The 18,093-nt window shown below is 67.2% G+C and carries 18 protein-coding genes; 4 read left to right on the top strand and 14 right to left on the bottom strand.

The features are described 5' to 3' along the window. The coding region (locus tag ASE48_RS09375) for an HNH endonuclease signature motif containing protein (RefSeq protein WP_082614083.1) at window positions 1-885 on the top strand (885 nt) is incomplete at its 5' end. Window positions 886-907: 22 nt separating this feature from the next. On the opposite strand, the gene ASE48_RS09370 is transcribed toward ASE48_RS09375, so the two are convergent. Further along, entirely contained in the window at window positions 908-1,603 is a 696-nt protein-coding gene (locus tag ASE48_RS09370; RefSeq protein WP_057166794.1) for a fumarylacetoacetate hydrolase family protein, read from the bottom strand. Window positions 1,604-1,660: 57 nt separating this feature from the next. Between ASE48_RS09370 and ASE48_RS09365 the strand changes: the two genes are divergently transcribed. From ASE48_RS09365 to ASE48_RS09355, 3 genes are read left to right on the top strand one after another with little or no spacing between them, the layout of a single operon-like run. Next, entirely contained in the window at window positions 1,661-2,857 is a 1,197-nt protein-coding gene (locus tag ASE48_RS09365; RefSeq protein ID WP_057166793.1) for an NAD(P)/FAD-dependent oxidoreductase, read from the top strand. Between the two features lie 8 nt (window positions 2,858-2,865). After that, entirely contained in the window at window positions 2,866-3,285 is a 420-nt protein-coding gene (locus ASE48_RS09360) for an EVE domain-containing protein (RefSeq protein ID WP_235570977.1), read from the top strand. 27 nt (window positions 3,286-3,312) lie between these two features. Continuing rightward, entirely contained in the window at window positions 3,313-3,669 is a 357-nt protein-coding gene (locus ASE48_RS09355) for a hypothetical protein (RefSeq protein WP_057166792.1), read from the top strand. A gap of 22 nt (window positions 3,670-3,691) precedes the next feature. Here the strand turns inward: ASE48_RS09355 and ASE48_RS09350 are convergent, their stop codons facing one another. From ASE48_RS09350 to ASE48_RS09290, 13 genes are all read right to left on the bottom strand, one after another. Beyond that, the gene (locus tag ASE48_RS09350; RefSeq protein WP_057166791.1) at window positions 3,692-4,537 is read right to left on the bottom strand and encodes an NAD(P)-dependent oxidoreductase; all 846 of its coding nucleotides are present in this window, start codon (window positions 4,535-4,537) and stop codon (window positions 3,692-3,694) included. A 163-nt stretch (window positions 4,538-4,700) separates the two neighbouring features. After that, window positions 4,701-5,909, bottom strand: a complete 1,209-nt coding sequence (locus ASE48_RS09345; RefSeq protein ID WP_057166790.1) for a cytochrome P450 — start codon at window positions 5,907-5,909, stop codon at window positions 4,701-4,703. Beyond that, complete coding sequence (locus ASE48_RS09340; RefSeq protein ID WP_057166789.1) at window positions 5,906-6,496, bottom strand: TetR/AcrR family transcriptional regulator; 591 nt, start codon at window positions 6,494-6,496, stop codon at window positions 5,906-5,908. The genes ASE48_RS09345 and ASE48_RS09340 overlap by 4 nt, the downstream gene beginning before the upstream one ends. A gap of 85 nt (window positions 6,497-6,581) precedes the next feature. Next, the gene (locus ASE48_RS09335; RefSeq protein WP_057166788.1) at window positions 6,582-7,442 is read right to left on the bottom strand and encodes an alpha/beta fold hydrolase; all 861 of its coding nucleotides are present in this window, start codon (window positions 7,440-7,442) and stop codon (window positions 6,582-6,584) included. 59 nt (window positions 7,443-7,501) lie between these two features. Then, a complete protein-coding gene (locus ASE48_RS09330) occupies window positions 7,502-8,512 on the bottom strand; it encodes a zinc-dependent alcohol dehydrogenase (RefSeq protein WP_057166787.1) in 1,011 nt (336 codons plus the stop codon). Further along, window positions 8,509-10,020, bottom strand: a complete 1,512-nt coding sequence (gene araA, locus ASE48_RS09325) for an L-arabinose isomerase (RefSeq protein WP_057166786.1) — start codon at window positions 10,018-10,020, stop codon at window positions 8,509-8,511. The genes ASE48_RS09330 and araA overlap by 4 nt, the downstream gene beginning before the upstream one ends. After that, window positions 10,017-10,727, bottom strand: coding sequence for an L-ribulose-5-phosphate 4-epimerase (locus tag ASE48_RS09320; RefSeq protein ID WP_057166785.1), 711 nt, complete (start codon window positions 10,725-10,727; stop codon window positions 10,017-10,019). The genes araA and ASE48_RS09320 overlap by 4 nt, the downstream gene beginning before the upstream one ends. Beyond that, window positions 10,724-12,391, bottom strand: a complete 1,668-nt coding sequence (araB, locus tag ASE48_RS09315) for a ribulokinase (RefSeq protein WP_057166784.1) — start codon at window positions 12,389-12,391, stop codon at window positions 10,724-10,726. Before araB ends, ASE48_RS09320 begins: the two co-directional genes overlap by 4 nt. Then, window positions 12,388-13,416, bottom strand: a complete 1,029-nt coding sequence (locus ASE48_RS09310) for a LacI family DNA-binding transcriptional regulator (RefSeq protein WP_057166783.1) — start codon at window positions 13,414-13,416, stop codon at window positions 12,388-12,390. Before ASE48_RS09310 ends, araB begins: the two co-directional genes overlap by 4 nt. Next, the gene (locus tag ASE48_RS09305; protein WP_057166782.1) at window positions 13,413-14,414 is read right to left on the bottom strand and encodes an ABC transporter permease subunit; all 1,002 of its coding nucleotides are present in this window, start codon (window positions 14,412-14,414) and stop codon (window positions 13,413-13,415) included. The genes ASE48_RS09310 and ASE48_RS09305 overlap by 4 nt, the downstream gene beginning before the upstream one ends. Next, on the bottom strand, window positions 14,411-15,505 hold the full coding sequence (locus tag ASE48_RS09300) for an ABC transporter permease (protein ID WP_057166781.1): 1,095 nt from the start codon (window positions 15,503-15,505) through the stop codon (window positions 14,411-14,413). Before ASE48_RS09300 ends, ASE48_RS09305 begins: the two co-directional genes overlap by 4 nt. Continuing rightward, window positions 15,502-17,037, bottom strand: coding sequence for a sugar ABC transporter ATP-binding protein (locus ASE48_RS09295; protein ID WP_156409125.1), 1,536 nt, complete (start codon window positions 17,035-17,037; stop codon window positions 15,502-15,504). The genes ASE48_RS09300 and ASE48_RS09295 overlap by 4 nt, the downstream gene beginning before the upstream one ends. Continuing rightward, entirely contained in the window at window positions 17,037-18,020 is a 984-nt protein-coding gene (locus ASE48_RS09290) for an ABC transporter substrate-binding protein (RefSeq protein WP_057166780.1), read from the bottom strand. The genes ASE48_RS09295 and ASE48_RS09290 overlap by 1 nt, the downstream gene beginning before the upstream one ends. Between the last annotated feature and the right edge of the window lie 73 nt (window positions 18,021-18,093).

Here is an 18,093-nt window from a genome sequence, read left to right as displayed (position 1 = left end):
CCCCGCCCCGAACCAGAGTCCAAGCCCGAACCGAAACGCAAGATCACCATGATCGAGGGCGACGATTCCACGACGTGGCGGATCACCCTGCCCAAGGTGGAGGCCGCGAAGTTCGAGGCCGGCCTGCAGTCACACCGCGATGCGTTGGTCGCGGACTGGAAACGCGACCACGACACGCACGACAGCATCGACCCCGAGAACGGCAGTAAACGCCAGTACGACGCCGAGATCCAGGTTTCCGAGCAGGCCCCGCCATTCCCGGACGGGGTGGATGCGTTCATGAGCCTCATCGAGGCCGGCTGGAACACCGAAGTGGCGGCCCGCCCGCACGGCCAGCACACCACCGTCGTCGTCCACGTCGATGTCGAAAAGCCCGTCGCCGCGCTGCATCTGGGTCCTGCGCTGACAGCAGACGACCGGCGATATCTGCTCTGTGATGCGACCTGTGAGGTGTGGTTCGAACGCCACGGCCGACCCATCGGGGTGGGCCGGGCCACCCGCACCATCAGCCGCCGGCTGCGCCGCGCGCTGGAGCACCGCGACCAGACCTGCGTCGTCCCGGGTTGCGGGGCCACCCGCGGCCTGCACGCCCATCACCTCGTGCACTGGGAGAATGGCGGGGCCACCGAGCTGTCCAACCTGGTCTTACTCTGCCCGTTCCACCACCGCATGCATCACCGCGGCGGCATCACGATCACCGGACCCGCCGAGACACTACGAGTCACCGACAGTGAAGGCGAACCCCTCACCAACCGAAACCGATCACTGGCCCGACCACCCACCAAACCCCCACCCGACGTACCACCGTGCACAGGCCCGACCGGGGAACGCGCGCAATGGTGGTGGTACACACCATACGAACCACCACCACCGTCGAACAACTAGCTTGACGGCGCGGCGTCGGGGCTCAATTCACCACGAACGAGATGTCACCGACACCGTCAATGCCACCCCGCACGTGCTGCCCGCGGGCGATCGCCCCGACCCCGGCCGGGGTGCCGGTCATGATGAGGTCACCGGGACGCAGGGTGACCGATTTCGACAGGTGGGCAATGACATCGGCGACCGGCCAGATCTGGTCGGCGAGATCACCCTCCTGGCGTAGGTCGTCATCGACGCTCAGCCAGATCCGTCCGCGGGTGGGGTCCACCGACGCGGCAGGCACCAGCTCCGACACCGGGCCCGACGCGTCGAAGCCCTTCGAAAGATCCCACGGACGGCGGGCCTGTTTGGCCGCGTCCTGCAGATCGCGACGGGTGAGATCGACACCGACGCCATATCCCCAAACGCGTTCTAGCGCAGTGGCAGCACCGATGTCCGCGCCGCCGGCGGCCAGGGCCACCACGAGTTCGATCTCGTGATGCAGGTTCTGCGTCTGGGGCGGGTACGGCAACTGATGTGGCGGACCGTCGCGGTAGCCTTCGGAGTCGGTGAAGACAGCGTCGGCGGGCTTGGTGAAATAGAACGGCGGTTCCCGGTCCGGGTCGGCGCCCATCTCCCGGGCATGGTCGGCGTAGTTACGCCCGACGCAGTAGACCCGGCGGACGGGGAAGCGCTCCGCGGAGCCGGCGACGGCCAGTGTCGTGGTGCTGATCGCAAACATCGCGTCCAGCCTAGCGGCGGCGGGTTGCGCCGCCTGCTCTCTGGGTAGCCAGCGACCATGACCAACGCCGCGTCCGGCAGTGCTTCCTCTTTCGATGTCGTGATCGTCGGCGGCGGTAACGCCGGTATCAGTGCGGCGGCACGTCTGCGACGCCGCGGCGTCACCGATGTCGCCGTCGTGGAACCTCAGGCGGTTCACACCTACCGTCCGCTGCTGTCCTATGTCGGTGCGGGGCAAGCCGAGCAGCGCGCCGCCGAACGCACCCAACGGTCCGTCACGCCGTCGGGCTGTACCTGGGTGCAGGACACCGCGACCGCGGTCGATCCCACCGGGCAGACCGTTATGACCGCCGGCGGGGCAACACTGCGCTACCGCGATCTGATCCTGGTGCCCGGCCTTGAGGTCGACGAGGACGCACTACCCGGCGTCTTCTCCGCGATCAAGGCCCAGAACGTCACGAGCAACTACCTCGACCGGGCCGAGAAAACCTGGCAACTCATCAAGACACTTCCCGATGACGGTCGCGCCGTCTTCACGGTGCCGCGCCCACCGGTGAGCTGCACCGGCACCACGCTCAAACCGCTGTTTCTCGCCGCCGCGCACTGGGCCCGTGCCCGCCGCCGCGTACACATCACCCTGGTCGTCGATCGCCCCGGCCTGACCGGTGTCCCCGCCGTCGACGACAAACTCCGTCAACGGCTTCGCGAGCTGGATGTGGACACCCTGCTCGGTACGGCGGTCACCGAGCTACAGCCCGAGCAGCACACCATCGGCATCGGCGAGGACCGCGTACTGCCCTACGACATGCTGCACCTCGTGCCACCCTTCCGTGGACCCCGATGGCTGACCGATTCGGGCCTGGCGGGCAACACCTCTCACGGTCTGATCGACATCGATCCCCTTACGCTGCGCCACCGCGCCCATGACAATGTCTGGGCGGCCGGGGATGCCGCGGCGGTGGACACCGATCCCTCCGGCGGCGCGCTGCGACGCCAGATCGCGGTGCTCGTCGACAATCTCATCGCGGCGCGCCGAGGCGACTCGGCGACCGCGACGTACGACGGATACACCGTGGCGCCGATCGCCACCGACGCCCACACACTGATCGCTGCCGAGTTCGATCGCAGCGGCGACTCGGCGGCGTCGCTGCCGTCCTTTCTCGACCCGTTCAAGCCGCGCCGCAGCGCCTGGGCCTTCGATCGGTACGGTCTGCCGCAGATCTACTGGAACTTCATTCTCAAGGGTCGGCTGTAGGAGCCTGGGTGGCGCGCAATGTGACCGCCGAGGAACTCGGTGCGTGGGTGATCAAATGCAACCCGCGCAAAACCGCTGTGGAACCCATGCGAGCGGCCGGGCAGGCGAAAGCCTCCTGGTGCGTTGCCGACAACTACCGCTCGCGGCTCATCCGACCAGGCCAGCGGGTGCTGTTCTGGGTATCGGCACATCCGCGACGAGGAATCTGGGGCGCAGGCCGGATCGATGGCGCTGTGACGACCGACGACGAGGCGTTGCACGTTCCGGTTCGTATCCCGCTGTTCGCCGAACCGGTCACGGCCGCCGAACTGGGCGCGGTACCGGGACTGCGCGCGATGGAAGTCTTTCGCGCACCCCAGCAGTCCAACCCCTCCTGGGTCAGCGCCGCCGAATGGGCGCTGATCGAGCCGCTGCTGCCGCTACCCTGATGCCGGCATCGAACAAAGGACACCGTCATGATCCGTGCCTACCGCCTGTACACCGGTACCGACGGCAACTCGCACGTCGAGCGCGGCAGCATCGCTGCCGGGGCGCTGGTGGACGCGGAATCGATCGAATTCAAGGAGACCCCGGCGCATTCGTCGTTCGACTGGCACAACGATCCGATTCCTCAGTACGTCATCACACTGTCCGGGGTATTGGAGTTCTCCACGGTCGGTGGCGAGACCTTCACCATCCAGCCGGGCGACGTTCTGCTTGCCGTCGACCACACCGGAACCGGGCACAAGTGGCGACTGGTCGACGACGCGCCGTGGAAACGCGCGTACGTGGTGTTCAAGACCGGCGCCGACACACAGTTCGTGCCGGACTGAGCCCTTCGGCTGCGCCCGTACGTCAGCTGCGGAACTGCGGCAGCGCCGTGGTGTGGGTGGTCAGGTCGAAGAACACCGGAGCCGGCGGTCCCGATTTCGTTGCCGCCCAAAGCCTTGCGCGCCCCGCCGCGCTGATCGGCAGATTGCCTTCGCCGCCGGCGTCTATCAGCACGTCGAAGTCCACGGCCGAGTCGCGGATCGCCCGCGGGTTGTCGCGGTCCAACGCGCGGTGGGTGACCGCTGCCATCGGTCCGCGGGCCAGGAGTTCCAGCGTGGTCTCGTAGGGTTGGCCCAGAATATCGGCCAGGTCGAGGGCCTCGCGCAGGCCGGCTTCGGCTGCCATGACAACGACGTTGGTGATCAGCTTCTGCGCCACCCCGGCGCCGAGAGGGCCGACGCGGACGACCTCACCGAATGTGCTCAAGACCGGTTCGGCGATGGCCACGGCGGCATCGGGCCCCGCCAGCAGGATGGTCAACGCGGCATCCGCGGCGTAGCGGACCCCGCCCACCAGCGGTGCGTCGACCAGGTGCGTGCCTTCCGGCATCGACGCGGCAATCGACTGCAGTAGTTGCGGAGTCGTCGTCGACAGCACCGCCAGCAGACTGCCGGGCCGAAGCCCGGCGAGTATGCCGGTAGGACCGAGATGTGCGGTCTGGATATCACCCGACATGACGGCACTGATCACCACCGCGGCGTCGCGGGCCGCGCCCGCCGGGCTGTCCGCCGGTTCGGCTCCGGCGTCGACCATTGCCTCCAACCGGCTGCCGATCACGTCGTAAACGATCACGCGATGACCGGACTTCACCAGGTGCGGCACCATTTTCGAGCCCATATCGCCGAGACCGACAAAGCCGATGGTCGTCATGATGCTCCTCGCTGAATAGAAGGTCGCACGATTCGACCGTCGTTGACCGTAAGCATCGTCGGCCACGATCGCCGAGTCGCCATGGCTGGCGTCCGTTCACGGATTCCGGCTAGCCGGGTAGCCGTGGGCGGCCACACCGTGCCGGCACCCGGCGATCTGCTGTTCAGCCGCGCGCGGTGACCCGCACCGGTAGCGAATCGATCCCGATACCGACGTTGTGCACGGGTCCGCCGCCCGCCCACACGGCAGGCCCGGCGAGCTCGATGTCGTAGCCCGCGGCGATGACACCGAGCACCACCTGGACCTCCTTGCGCGCCAGGTTGGCACCGAGGCAGTAGTGCACACCGCCCCCGCCGAAGGACAGGTGCGGGTTGGGTGAGCGGTGGACGTCGAACCGGAACGGATCGGCGAAGACGGATTCGTCGCGGTTGCCCGACGGATACCAGAACAGGACGCGGTCACCGGCTTTCACGTCCTGCCCGCCGACGGTCACATCGCAGGTGGCGGTGCGTCCGAAGAACAGCACCGGGCTGGCCCAGCGGATGGACTCGTCGGCGGCGGTCAGCGCGACATCCGGATTGGTTCGCAGCTCGGTCCATTGATCCGGGTTGTCCAACAGCGCAATCAGGCCTTGGGTCAACGCGTTTCGGGTGGTTTCGCTGCCGGCGATGGACAGGATGAGAAAGAACATCTCCAGCTCGAACCCGTCGAGTTGACCGGCGAGCTTGGTCCAGACGTCATCGGTCGGGTGTGCTCGCTTGTCCGTGGTGAGCCGCTGCGCATACTCGAAGAGTTCGACCTGAAACCCCAGCCGGTCGTCCTCGGTGTAGCCGCGGTAGGGATCACCGGACTTGAGCAGATGGTCGACCCGCTCGAACACCCACGGCCGATCCGACTCGGGGATACCGACGATGTCGGCGATCAGGTGCATGGGCACCTGATAGGCGATATCGGCGACGAAGTCGCAGACCTCCCCCGTCGCCGCCGCCAGGATCTGCGCGGTCCGGGCGGCGATGAGCTGTTCGAGCCTGCCGATCATGCGCGGCGTGAATTCCGAGGTGATGATCCGGCGCATCTCCGCCTGATCGGGCGGATCCATCGAGACCAAGGTCCGTCCGGCCGATAGCAGCGGGTTGGGCTCCATCATTGGCCCGCCGGTCGCCGCGAACGTCTTCCAGTCGCGGTTGGCCTGCTGAATCTCCGGGTGGGTGACGATGGACCAGAACGGAATCGGCGGGATCGCCGGGCGGCCCTCGACGGCCAGGTGCCGGTGTATCGCACCGCGACTGCGCAATTCGGTGAAGACCTCGTGCGGGAAGCCGTTCGTGTAGAGCGCCGGATCGGTGAGATCGACGTCCAGGACGTGTGTCATGTCTGCTCCCCTAGTGCTTGCCGGATGAGTGCGCGCACGGCCGTGGCGTCGGCCGCCTCGCCGAGTAGCAGCCGGCGGTAGACGAGCCCGCCGGCGAGCATGTCCACCAGGGCGTCGGCGTTCGTCGATGCCGGGACGTCGCCGCGCTCGCGGGCCCGCTCGACGGCGTCGATCGCCTGCTGGCGGCACCGCCCCGCGAAGGTGCGCACCGTGGAGCGCACTGCCTCGTCATTGGTGGCCTCGGCGAGCAGCGAGGGCAGCAGTGCGGCGAGCTCGGGCTGGGTCAGCATCTCCGCGATGGGCAGCAGTGCGGCGAACAGATCGTCGGCGAACGAACCGGTGTCCACCGCGTCGGACGGCTGGGTGATCGATACCGCGGCGTACTGGAACAGCTCGTACTTGCTGCCCCAGCGCCGGTAGATCGAGGCGCGGCCGACGCCTGCGCGGGCGGCGATGCCCTCGATGGTCGCGCCACCCCACCCCTTGGCGCCGACCTCGGCAACGGCTGCCGCCACAATCGCCGCGTCCAGACGCTCGTCGCGGGGTCGGCCCCGGCGGGGCGCACCGATCGGTGTGGTTGTCGTCACACCTGAATCCTGAACTAGTTAGTTCCGGAATTCAAGAGTCTCGTAATAAGAACCGCCTCGAGCCCATGGGACGGGAGGGCGAAAATCAGCGGCTCGGGCCCGAGGGCTCCGTCGTGGAGATGAACTCGTCGAGTAGGTCGATCACCTTATCGGGGGCTTCGACCTGCGCGAAATGCCCGACGCCGGGCAGGATTTCGAGGCGGCAGTCCGGACGAGCCTCCAACGCCGCGTAGGCGTGGTCGACCGGGATGATCTTGTCGTCCTCGCCCCAGATAGCGAGTATCGGTAAACCTTCGCGCAGATTCAGCCGGTTCAGGGCACTCACGGCCTGGCCGCGATAATCGACCACCGAACGCAGGGTCCGCAGAAACGCCTGACGCGTCTCGCCGTCCCCGAACGACGAGTACGCGCTCCACATTTCCGCGCCCCGGGGGGAGCGCAGACCGGCCGAGCTCAGCCAGGACTTCACGGCGTTTCCGGCGCGCAGCACCGGTGACGGCGCGATCACCGGCATCACGAACTCGGCTCCCGGCGCCGCAAGCAGACGCAGAATCAATCCGACATCAGGGCCTAGTCCGCCACTGCTGATGAGCACGAGCCGGCGACAGTAGTCGGGATGCTGATAGAGGAACTGCATCGCGACGCCACCGCCCAGGGATTGGCCGACCACGGTCGCCGATTCCACGCCGAGTTCGTCGAGCAGATCACGCAGGCCAACCGCGAAGGCACCCAGCGAGTAGTCGGTGCGGGGCTTGGATGACTGGCCATGCCCGAGCAGATCCGGGGCGATGACCCGGTATTTCTTGGCAAGTTGCGGCAAGACGGCGCGCCAGGTCTGCGCGCTGCCCGCCATTCCGTGGATCAACAACAGGACTTCGTCGCCGTCACCCTCGTCCACGACCGCTTGTCGCATGCCATGAATCTCGATGAACTTCGGTTCGATCACTCCAGCTCCCACCCGTCGACCTCTGAGCCTACTGATGGGTAACTTGGCGTGCCAACCGCTCAGGTACCGGACACCGCCACCACGACCTTGTCGCCCTCGCGCCGCGCCGCCGCGGTGAAGGCCTCGGCCGCGTGATCCAGGCGATGACGCCCGGTGACCAGCGAATCGAGGTCCACACCGTCCACGGCCAGGGCGATCGCACGCGGATAGGTGTCCTTCATCCGGCGGACCATCGCGAAAGTCAGGCCCTTACGCCGTGCCGCCGCGGCCGGAAACGACGATTGATCCTCTGAGGGGATTCCGGCGAGCGCCACCCGTCCGCCCGGGCGGACGGCGGCCACGGCGGTGGCGATCCCGGCGTCGGTCCCGGCCAACTCGATCACCACGTCGACTCCGCGCCCCTCGGTGCCCTCCAGGACCTCGGCGGTGCCTTCCGTCGGCGACCACGCGCCATCTGCACCGTTGCGCAACGCGGTGTCTCGCCGGTGCGCAAGCGGTTCGGTCACGAAAACCCGTGCCGCACCCGCGCGCAGAGCCACCTGAACAGCGAGCACACCGATCGGGCCGGCACCGACCACCAACACGTCGTCCCCGCGCCGTAGATGGCTCACGCCCACCGCGTGGATGGCCACACCCAGGGGTTCCAGCAGCGCCCCGGCATCGTCGCTGAGCTCATCGGGTAGCGGATGCAGCAGGCGGTCCGGCCACACCAGATATTCCTGTAGCGCACCGTCGAGCGTGCCGTGCCCGGCGAATTGCACTGTGGGACAGAGGTTGTGGTGACCGGCCAGACACAGTTCGCACTTCTGGCACGGGATGGCCGGATCGACAGCGACGCGTCGGCCCGCGAACGGTCCGGTGACGGCGCGCGCCGCGAACTCATGGCCGGGCACCACGGGATGCTCGATCCGGTTCTCCCCGATACCGCCGTCGGTGAACCAGTGCAGATCCGAACCGCAAATGCCCACCGAAGTCACCGCCAGCAGCGACCACCCCGGCGGGGCGTCACCGGGATCGTCCTCGGTGCCGACGCGTAGATCACCGACGGCGTGCAGGCGCGCCGCGATCACAGTCCGGCGGCGACGTGGTGATAGACGTCGTTCCACCGCAGTTCGTGCTGAAAGTTGCGCACCGTGGTGGTGTCGTCGATGACGAGCAGTTCGGTGTCGGTCATGGTCGCGAAATCCTCGAACACCTCGGTGCCGACGGCGGTGGTGAGCACGGTGTGGTGCGGCGCACCGGCCATCAACCAGGCTTCCGCCGAGGTCGACCAGGACGGGGAGGGTTCCCACACCGCGCACGCCACCGGCAGGTTCGGCAGTTCCTCCGTCGGTTCGATGACCCGAACTTCGTTGGCCACCAGCCGGAATCGGCTGCCCATATCGCAGATCCCGATGATCACGGCATCGGCGGGTGCGGCGGTGAACCGCAACCGGACGGGATCGTCGCGATCACCGATCGACAGCGGGTGGATCTCCAGGGTGGGGGTCGATGCGGCGATGCTGGGACACACCTCGAGCATGTGTGCACCGAGGATGCGCTCGCGGCCGGGCGTCAGATCGTAGGTGTAGTCCTCCATGAACGAGGTGCCACCGGGCAGCCCCTCGGCCATCACCTTCACCGTGCGCAGCATCATCGCGGTCTTCCAGTCGCCCTCGCCGCCGAACCCGTAGCCGTCGGCCATCAGCCGCTGCACCGCCAGCCCCGGCAGCTGACGGAGCCCGCCGAGGTCTTCGAAGTTGGTGGTGAAGGCGTGGAACCCACCGTCGGTCAGGAACTTCCGCAGTCCGAGCTCGATCTGCGCGCCGTGCCGCAGGGCGACATGCCGGTCACCGCCGGGCAACAGGTCCGGATCGACCCGGTAGGTGTGTTCGTACTCGCGCACCAGTTTGTCGATATCAGCCGACTGCACTCGTTCAACGACGCCGACAAGATCGTTGACACCGAAGGCATCGATGGAGGCGCCGAAATGCGCTTCCGCCTCGACCTTGTCGCCCTCGGTGACCGCGACACCACGCATGTTGTCGCCGAACCGCGCGACCTTGAGCGTCGACAGCTCGGCGGCTCCCAGTGCCGCGCGCACCCACGACCCGACCCGCACCTGGGTGCGCGGATCGCTGACGTGTCCGGCGATGGTCTTCCGCGAGGTGGACAACCGGGACTGGATGTACCCGAACTCGCGGTCTCCGTGCGCGGCCTGGTTGAGGTTCATGAAGTTCATGTCGATGGTCTGCCAGGGCAACTCGACACCGAACTGGGTGTGCAGATGCAGCAATGGTTTACGCAGTGACTTGAGCCCGCGGATCCACATCTTCGCCGGTGAGAAGGTGTGCATCCAGGCGATGACACCGACACATTCCGGTGCGGCATTGGCATCGCTGAGCACCCGGGCGATCTGTTCGGAATCGGTGACGACCGGAACCCAGCGCACCTCGACCGGGATCTCGGCACTGCCGTCGAGACGTTCGGCGATCTGGCGTGACTGGTCGGCGACCTGGTCCAGGACATCGGGTCCGTACAACGATTGACTGCCGGTGATCAGCCATACCTGGCTGGTGGCGAGTCGGGACGCGATCATGGGTTCTCCTGGTGGACGTCGGAAGTCTGTTCGTTCTGGCCGTATACGTTCTGGTACCGGTCGAAGAGCGCGGTCACGTCGGCGGCGTCGATGGGCGGCGCGGCACCGAGTTGCCGGCTGATGTGCACCGTGCGCGCCACGTCCTCGACCATGACGGCGGCCTTGACGGCATCGCGCGCGGTCCGGCCGATGGTGAAGGGCCCATGGTTGCGCATCAGCACCGCCGGGGATCGGCTGTCCCGCAACACCTCCACGATGCCACGCCCGATCGAGTCGTCGCCGATCAGGGCGAACGGACCGACCGGCACCTCGCCACCGAACTCGTCGGCGGCCATGGTGAGCACACACGGGATCGGCTCGCCGCGGGCGGCCCATGCGGTGGCGTAGGTGGAGTGCGTGTGCACCACCCCGCCCACCTCGGGCATGTGCCGGTACACGTACGCGTGGGCGGCGGTGTCCGAGGACGGTGCCAGCGCGCCGTCGACCAGATTGCCGTACAGGTCGCATACCACCATGTCCTCGGCGCGCAGTGAGGCGTACTCGGCACCCGAGGGCTTGATGACCATGAGGTCGCGCCCGGGCACCCGGGCCGAGACGTTGCCTGCGGTCCAGATCACCAGTTCGTACTGGGTGAGCAGGGCGTGCAGATCGCACACCTGTTGCCGCAGTTCGGCAATGACGTGGTCGATGTCCGACGTGATGGTCATCGGGTGGCTCCTACCGGTTCCGTGGTGGCGATGCGCCGGAGCCGGCGCATCATGTCGTTTCCGCGACCGAACCACTCGTAGGCCGCCACGTACTCGCGGTAGAGCCGGTCGTAGGCGGCGGCGTTGTGCGCGATGGGCAGATAGGCGTTGCGGGTCCGCGTGCCCATGTGCCGGGCGGCCGCGCTCACATCGAGGTACGCGCCCGCTGCCACCGTGGCGTGAATCGCCGATCCCAGCGCGGGCGCCTGATCCGACGGCACCGTCGACAGCGGCAACCCCACCACATCGGCATAGATCTGCATCAGCAGCTCGTTCTTCAGCAACCCTCCGGCGACCACCAGCTCGTCGATGCGGACACCCGAGGTCGCGAACGTCTCCACGATCATCCGGGTACCGAACGCGGTGGCCTCCAACAACGCCCGGTACATGTCGACGCAGGTGGTGTGCAGGGTCTGCCCGATCATGACACCGGACAGCTCGTGGTCGACCAGCACCGAACGGTTGCCGCTGTGCCAGTCCAGCGCCACCAGGCCGTGCTCTCCCACCTGCTGGCGGCTCGCCAGTTCGGTCAGGTGGGCGTGCAGCGATACACCCAGGCGACGGGCCTCGACGTGGTAGCGCTCGGGCACGCAGTTCTCGATGAACCAGCCGAAGATGTCGCCGACGCCGGACTGCCCCGCCTCGTATCCCCAACTGCCCGAGGAGATCCCACCGTCGACGACTCCGCACATGCCGGGGACGTCGCGCAGCACGTCGGAATTCACCACGTGACAGGTCGACGTGCCCATGATGGCGACCAGTTGCCCGATGTCCAGCGCATCGGCCGCCGCGACCGTAACATGCGCGTCGACGTTGCCCACCGCGACCGGGATGCCCTCCGGCAGCCCGGTCCACTGCGCGGCCTGCGCGGTCAGCGCACCGGCGCGGTCACCGAGCCGGCCGATCGGGGCGTCGAGCTTCTCGGTCACGAAATCGCCGAAGCCCGACCGCACCTCGGAGAGGAACTGCGGCGAAGGGTATCCGCCGTCCTGCCGGATGCCCTTGTAGCCTGCGCTACACGCGTTGCGGACATAGGTCCCGCACAGTTGCCAGACGATCCAGTCGGCGGCCTCGACGAAATGATCCATCGCCTGGTATACCTGCGGATCTTCATCGAAGATCTCCAGGGCCTTCGCGAACTCCCACTCACTGGAGATCAGTCCACCGTAACGCGACAGCCATGGCTCACGGCGTTCGGCGGCAACGGCGTTGATGCGATCGGCCTGCGGCTGCGGCGAATGGTGACGCCACAGCTTGCCGTATGCGTGCGGACGATCCTCGAACTCCGCCAGCTGATACAGCGGTGTCCCGTCGCGGCGGACCGGCACCATGGTGCACGCGGTGAAGTCGGTGCCGATGCCGATGATGTCACTCGCGTCGACACCGGACTTCGCGACGGCATCGGGGACGGCGCTGCGCAACACGTCCAGGTAGTCCTCGGGAACCTGTAGCGCCCACTGCGCCGGCAGGCGTGTCGTGCTGCCGGGCAACGTGTCGGTGATGACGCCATGCCGGTAGGCATGTTCGGCGGCGGCGAGCGGGTGGCCGTCGCTGACCCGCACCACCAGCGCGCGCCCGGACAGGGTGCCGAAATCGACACCGACCGTGTACTTCTCGGTGCTCATGAACTCTCCTGGATGGTGGCGGTGCTGTCGCGGATGATCAGCTCGGGGGGTAGCAGCGGAACGTCGAGTGTCGATCCGCCCAACGTGGCGATCACCAGCTCGATCGCGCGCTGTCCGACGGCCTTGAAGTCCTGCCGGATGGTCGTCAGCGCGGGGTTCAGGTAGGCGGACTCGGGGATGTCGTCGAATCCGATGACACTCACATCTTCGGGAACGCGTATCCCGTTCTGGGCTAATGCGTGCAGTACTCCGATCGCCATCTGGTCGTTGGCCACGAACACCGCCGTCGCCTCGTTGCGCCGCACCAGTTCGCAGCCGATCTCGTAGCCGCGGGCCGGGGTCCAATCCCCCGCCAACGACTCCCGTACCGCAAGACCGTTGTCGCGCATGGTCTCTTCGTATCCGATCCGGCGGCCCTTGGCCTCGGTCCAGGTCGGCGGGCCCGCCACATGGTCGATGACGCGGTGGCCGAGGTCGATGAGGTGCTGGGTGGCTTGGCGGGCACCGTCGATCTGGTCGACGCCGACGCTGAGCCCGCGCCCGGAGAGGTCACCCTCGACCACGATGAGCGGCACGCCGGCGTCGGCGGCATGCGCGACCGCGAGGGCGCCCTCCTGCGCGGCGATCATCACGATCGCCTCCACCGATTGCCGGGCCAGATGATCGAGGGAATCGTGCAGCGCCTCACCGGTCAGGTCGACCAGCGGCACCATGCTGGAGAAGTAGCCGGCGGCCCGCGCGGCCTCCTCCACCGACCGCTGGATACTCGACGGTCCGTACAGCGCGTCGTTGGTGCCGACGATGCCGATGATCCTGGATCGTCGGGTCACCAGGGCGCGTGCCGCGGTGTTGGGACGGTACCCGAGTTCCGAGATCGCCTGCTCGACACGCTCTTTGGTGGCGGGTCGGATGCTGGGCGATCCGTTGATCACCCGTGACACCGTCTGGTGGCTGACGCCCGCCAGACGCGCGACATCGGCCATGACCGGCTTTCCGGGTACCGGGCTGTTGGGCTGGATGCTCATCCGGACTTCCTCACCACTAGGCGCTGCACGAGAACGAATACCAGCAGCAAAGCCCCGGTCATGATGCGCGTCCAATACGAGTCGAGGTTCGCGGCCGTGACGAATGTCTGAATCGTACCGAGCACCAGCACGCCGATCACGGATCCGAGCACGAAACCCACACCGCCGGAGAGCAGTACGCCACCGATCACCGCGGCGGCGATGGCGTCGAGTTCCAGCCCGATGCCGTTGAGACTGTATCCGGACAGTTTCTGCACGGCGAGCAGCAGACCGGCCACCGCCGCGCACAGCCCGCTGATGGCGTACACCGAGACGTTGGCCCGGGCGGCGTCGAGCCCCATCAGCTGCGCCGACTGCCGGTTGCCGCCGACCGCGTACACCGTGCGGCCGAAACGGGTCTTGTGCAGCACGTACGCACCGATCACCACGACGGCGAGCGCGACGACGACGCTCCAGCGGATGAATTTGTCGTCATAGAGGTAGACGTAATTGAGTCCGAACGCGCGCAGGGCGGGATCCCTGATGGGTAGCGAATCCACGCTGAGCACGTAGCACAGCCCGCGGGCCAGGAACATCCCGGCGAGCGTCGCGATGAACGGCTGGACATCGAAGTATTCGATGACCAGCCCCATCATCAGACCGAGGGCGGGGCCCGCCACCAGGACCACCGCCACGGCCAGCGGCATGGGCCACCCGGCCCGCAACGTGGTCGCCAGAATCACGGTGGACAGCGCGACCACCGCGCCGACGCTGAGATCGATGCCACCGGTGAGGATCACGAAGGTCATGCCGACGGCCAGCACGATCAGGTAGGCGTTGTCGACGAGCAGATTCAGGAAGACCTGTGCGGGGCTCGCGAATTCGTAGCGGGCGATGACCGCGACGAACAGCACGATGAACAGCACCAGCGAGGCCAGCGGTGACAGGTAGCGCCCCCGCGCACGCCGGATCAGTTCGGCGCGGACGGCGCGGGGTCGCACGGCGGTCTGGATGCTCATTTGGTCACCACCACCGGGGCGCGCTGCGAGATCGAGGGCCGTTCAGACGAATTCAACTGTGATTCCGGAGGGTCGATCGTGCTCGGGAGCCGAGGTGTCCGGCGCCGTGACAGCAGCGCCCGGAACTTCGGGGCCTGCAGCAGGCACACGATGATCACGACCAGCGCCTTGAACACCAGGGTGGTCTCCGGCGTGATTCCCGCCGTGTAGACGGTGGTGGTCAGGGTCTGGATGATCAGCGCGCCGAGGATCGTGCCGGTCAGGCTGAATCGCCCGCCGAGCAGCGATGTTCCACCGATCACCACGGCCAGGATGGCGTCCATTTCTATCCACAGCCCGGCGTTGTTGGCGTCGGCCGCGGAGATGTTCGACGCGATCATCAGGCCGGCGACTCCGGCGCACAAGGCGCTGAACACGTAGACCGCGAAGACGATGGAGCGGTGGCGCACGCCGGCGAGGCGGCTGGCTTCGGGATTGATGCCCACCGATTCCAGCAGCATGCCCAGCGCGGTGCACCGGGTCAGCAGGGCCACCACCGCGAACACCGACAGGCTGACCAGAATTGCCACCGGCAAGCCGAATGCGTAACCCGCGCCGAGGACCTTGAACGGTGCACTGGTCACCGTGACGATCTGGCCGTCGGTGACCAGCAGCGCGATACCGCGGCCGGCCGTCATCAGCACCAGGGTCGCGATGATCGGTTGGATGCCGCAGACCGAGACGAGCACCCCGTTCCACAATCCCAGGGCCACCGCCACACCGAGGGCGATCGCCATCGCGGTGACGACGGTGCCGGGACTGCCCGGGTCCGCGGATGCGGCGATGTGGGCGCAGGCCAGCGCGCCGCCGATCGCGACGACCGCGCCCACCGACAGGTCGATGCCGCGCGAGGCGATCACCAGGGTCATGCCGAGCGCGATCAACATGGTGGGAGCACCGTTACGCAGAATGTCGATGAGACTGCCGAAGAGGTGGCCGTCCTGCATCCGTAGCGTCAGAAAGCTCGGTGTGAGAATGACATTGACCGCCAGCAGGGCGATCAGCGCGAGCGCGGGCCACAGCAGCGGTGACGCCAGCAGCTTGGCCCTCATGACGCGCTCACCCCGGCGATGAGTTCGGTCAGCCGCTGGACCGAGCAGTCGTTGCCGACCTCGTCGACGCAGTGCCCGTCGCGCAGCACCAGGATGCGGTCACTGATCCGCGACACCTCTTCGAGTTCCGCGGAGATGAACACCACCGCCATCCCGTCGGCCGACAGGTCGGTGACGAGTTTCTGGATCTGCGATTTGGCACCGATATCGATGCCTCTGGTCGGTTCGTCCAGGATGAAGAGTTGGGGCGCGGTGATCAGCCAGCGGGCCAGCAGGACTTTCTGCTGGTTGCCGCCGCTGAGATTCTTCACCAGCGCGGACGGGTCGCGGGGCCGGATGTCGAGGGCCTCCAGGTAGCGAGCCACCAGGTCGTCCTTGGTTTTCTTCGACAGGGGCCGGGCGAAGCCGCGGCGGGCCTGCAGCGCCAGGATCATGTTGTCCCGCACCGAGAGCTCGCCGATGATGCCTTCACCCTTGCGGTCTTCCGAGGAGAAGGCGAAACCGTTGGCGATGGCGGCCCGCGGCGTACGCATCGGCACGGCCTTGCCGTTGATGACCATGCGTCCGCTGGTGGCGTGATCGGCGCCGAAGAGCAGCCTGGCCAGTTCTGTCCGTCCCGAACCCAATAGTCCCGCCAGACCGATCACCTCGCCGCGGTGAATGTCGAGGTCGGTCGGGTGGATGCCGGGGGCACGCCCGAGCTGCTGCGCGCTGAGCACGGTCTCCTCGGCGCCGGTGCCGCTCGCGGCGGCGACCGCCTCCTCGAGGTCGTCCAGCAGGTCGAGTTCGTGCCCGAGCATCGCGGAGATCAGGGCCACCTTATCGAGTTCCGCGGTCAGATACTCGGCCACCAGCCGTCCGTTGCGCAGTACGGTCATCCGGTCCGAGATCTCGTACACCTGATCCAGGAAGTGCGAGACGAACAGGATCGCCACCCCGCGGTCGCGGAGGTTGCGCATCACCCGGAACAGTTCGGCGACCTCGTCGGCGTCCAGGCTGGACGTGGGTTCGTCGAGGATCAACACCCGCGCCGACACCGCCATCGCCCGGGCGATGGCGACCAGCTGCTGCAAGGCGATCGGGTGCGCTCCCAGCGTGTCGCCCGGATCGATGGTCAGGTCGAGCTCACCGAGCAGTTCGGCGGCGCGGCGGTTCATGGCGCGGTAGTCGATCCGCCCGAAGCGTCTGGGCTCGCGACCCAACAGGATGTTCTCTGCCACCGTCAGATTCGGGCAGAGGTTGACCTCCTGATACACCGTGCTGATGCCGGCGTCCTGTGCTTGACGCGGAGTGCTGAACCGGCGCTCCTCGCCGTCGATGGTGATCGTCCCCGCAGCGATGTCGTGGACGCCGGTCAGCGCCTTGATCAACGTGGACTTCCCGGCGCCGTTCTCACCCATCAGCGCATGGATCTCGCCGGGAAGCAGCCGCAGGTCGACACCGTCGAGGGCTTTGACCCCGGGGAACTCGACGGTGACCCCGGTCAGCTGGATCACCGGCTGCACAACGGTTTCCGACAGCGACGCAGTCATCAGTACTTGCGGTCCGGCAGCACGGCGGCCGCTTGCTGCTGGTCGAAGGCCTCGTCGGGGGTGACCACCCGCTCCGGTACCTGCTCGCCGGCCACGACCTGCTTGGCGAGGTCCATCAGTTGCGGGCCGAGCAGCGGGTTGCACTCGACGATGTAGTTGAACTTGCCGTCGGCCAACGCCTGCATCCCGTCGTGGGTGGCGTCGATGGTGACGATCTTGATGTCCTGACCGGGTTTCTTCCCGGCCGCTTCGATGGCCTCCATCGCGCCCAGGCCCATATCGTCGTTCTGCGAGAACACCATGTCGATCTGCGGGTGTGCCTTCAGGAACGCTTCCATCACCTGCTTGCCGCCCGAGCGGGTGAAGTCCCCGCTCTGCGAGGCGATGATCTTCAGGTTCGGGTTGGCGGAGATGGCGTCCGCGAAGCCGGAGTTGCGATCGATGGCCGGATCGGCGCCGGTGGTGCCTTCGAGCTGCACGATGTTGACCGGTCCGGGCGCCGACGCGTACTGCTGGACCACCCAGTCGCCGGCACGCCGGCCCTCGTCGACGAAGTCGGCGCCCAGGAAGGTCTTGTAGACATCGGGCTCCTGGGTGTCGACGGCGCGGTCGGTGAGGATCACCGGGATGCCGGCGTTCTTGGCCTCGAGCAGCACGGCATCCCAGCCGGTGCGCACGACGGGGCTGAACGCGATGACATCGACGCCCTGTTGCACGAAGGACCGGATGGCCGAGATCTGATTTTCCTGCTCGCCGTTGGCGTCGGAGAACTTCAGGTCGACCCCGGCGTCCTTGGCCGCCTCCTGGATCGATTTGGTGTTCGCGGTGCGCCAGCCGCTCTCGGCACCGACCTGCGAGAAGCCCATGGTGAGCTGTCCCCCGTCGCTTCCGGATTCGGACCCGCCGCCGGGGGCCTGCCCGCTGCCGCATCCGGCCAACAGGACGGCCGACGCCGCGGCTACGACCACAGTGCGAAACCTCATGACGGTAACTCCTCTTTTTTCGCTGTTTGCCGAGATCGGGCCGCGATGTGCGGAGATTTGAGGCCGGCCGAGG

Origin of the sequence: Mycobacterium sp. Root265, from assembly GCF_001428895.1 — a bacterium.
Taxonomy (GTDB): domain Bacteria; phylum Actinomycetota; class Actinomycetes; order Mycobacteriales; family Mycobacteriaceae; genus Mycobacterium.
This window is presented reverse-complemented; position numbering and strand designations above follow the sequence as displayed.

Excerpts from the sequence above, each read along its gene's own strand:
- araA (WP_057166786.1), bottom strand. The coding sequence starts at position 10,020 with ATGATCGCGTCCCGACTCGCCACCAGCCAGGTATGGCTGATCACCGGC.
- ASE48_RS09305 (WP_057166782.1), bottom strand. The coding sequence starts at position 14,414 with ATGAGCATCCAGACCGCCGTGCGACCCCGCGCCGTCCGCGCCGAACTG.
- ASE48_RS09365 (WP_057166793.1), top strand. The coding sequence starts at position 1,661 with ATGACCAACGCCGCGTCCGGCAGTGCTTCCTCTTTCGATGTCGTGATC.
- ASE48_RS09290 (WP_057166780.1), bottom strand. The coding sequence starts at position 18,020 with ATGAGGTTTCGCACTGTGGTCGTAGCCGCGGCGTCGGCCGTCCTGTTG.
- araB (WP_057166784.1), bottom strand. The coding sequence starts at position 12,391 with ATGAGCACCGAGAAGTACACGGTCGGTGTCGATTTCGGCACCCTGTCC.
- ASE48_RS09355 (WP_057166792.1), top strand. The coding sequence starts at position 3,313 with ATGATCCGTGCCTACCGCCTGTACACCGGTACCGACGGCAACTCGCAC.
- ASE48_RS09345 (WP_057166790.1), bottom strand. The coding sequence starts at position 5,909 with ATGACACACGTCCTGGACGTCGATCTCACCGATCCGGCGCTCTACACG.
- ASE48_RS09350 (WP_057166791.1), bottom strand. The coding sequence starts at position 4,537 with ATGACGACCATCGGCTTTGTCGGTCTCGGCGATATGGGCTCGAAAATG.
- ASE48_RS09370 (WP_057166794.1), bottom strand. The coding sequence starts at position 1,603 with ATGTTTGCGATCAGCACCACGACACTGGCCGTCGCCGGCTCCGCGGAG.
- ASE48_RS09310 (WP_057166783.1), bottom strand. The coding sequence starts at position 13,416 with ATGAGCATCCAGCCCAACAGCCCGGTACCCGGAAAGCCGGTCATGGCC.
- ASE48_RS09300 (WP_057166781.1), bottom strand. The coding sequence starts at position 15,505 with ATGAGGGCCAAGCTGCTGGCGTCACCGCTGCTGTGGCCCGCGCTCGCG.
- ASE48_RS09295 (WP_156409125.1), bottom strand. The coding sequence starts at position 17,037 with ATGACTGCGTCGCTGTCGGAAACCGTTGTGCAGCCGGTGATCCAGCTG.
- ASE48_RS09320 (WP_057166785.1), bottom strand. The coding sequence starts at position 10,727 with ATGACCATCACGTCGGACATCGACCACGTCATTGCCGAACTGCGGCAA.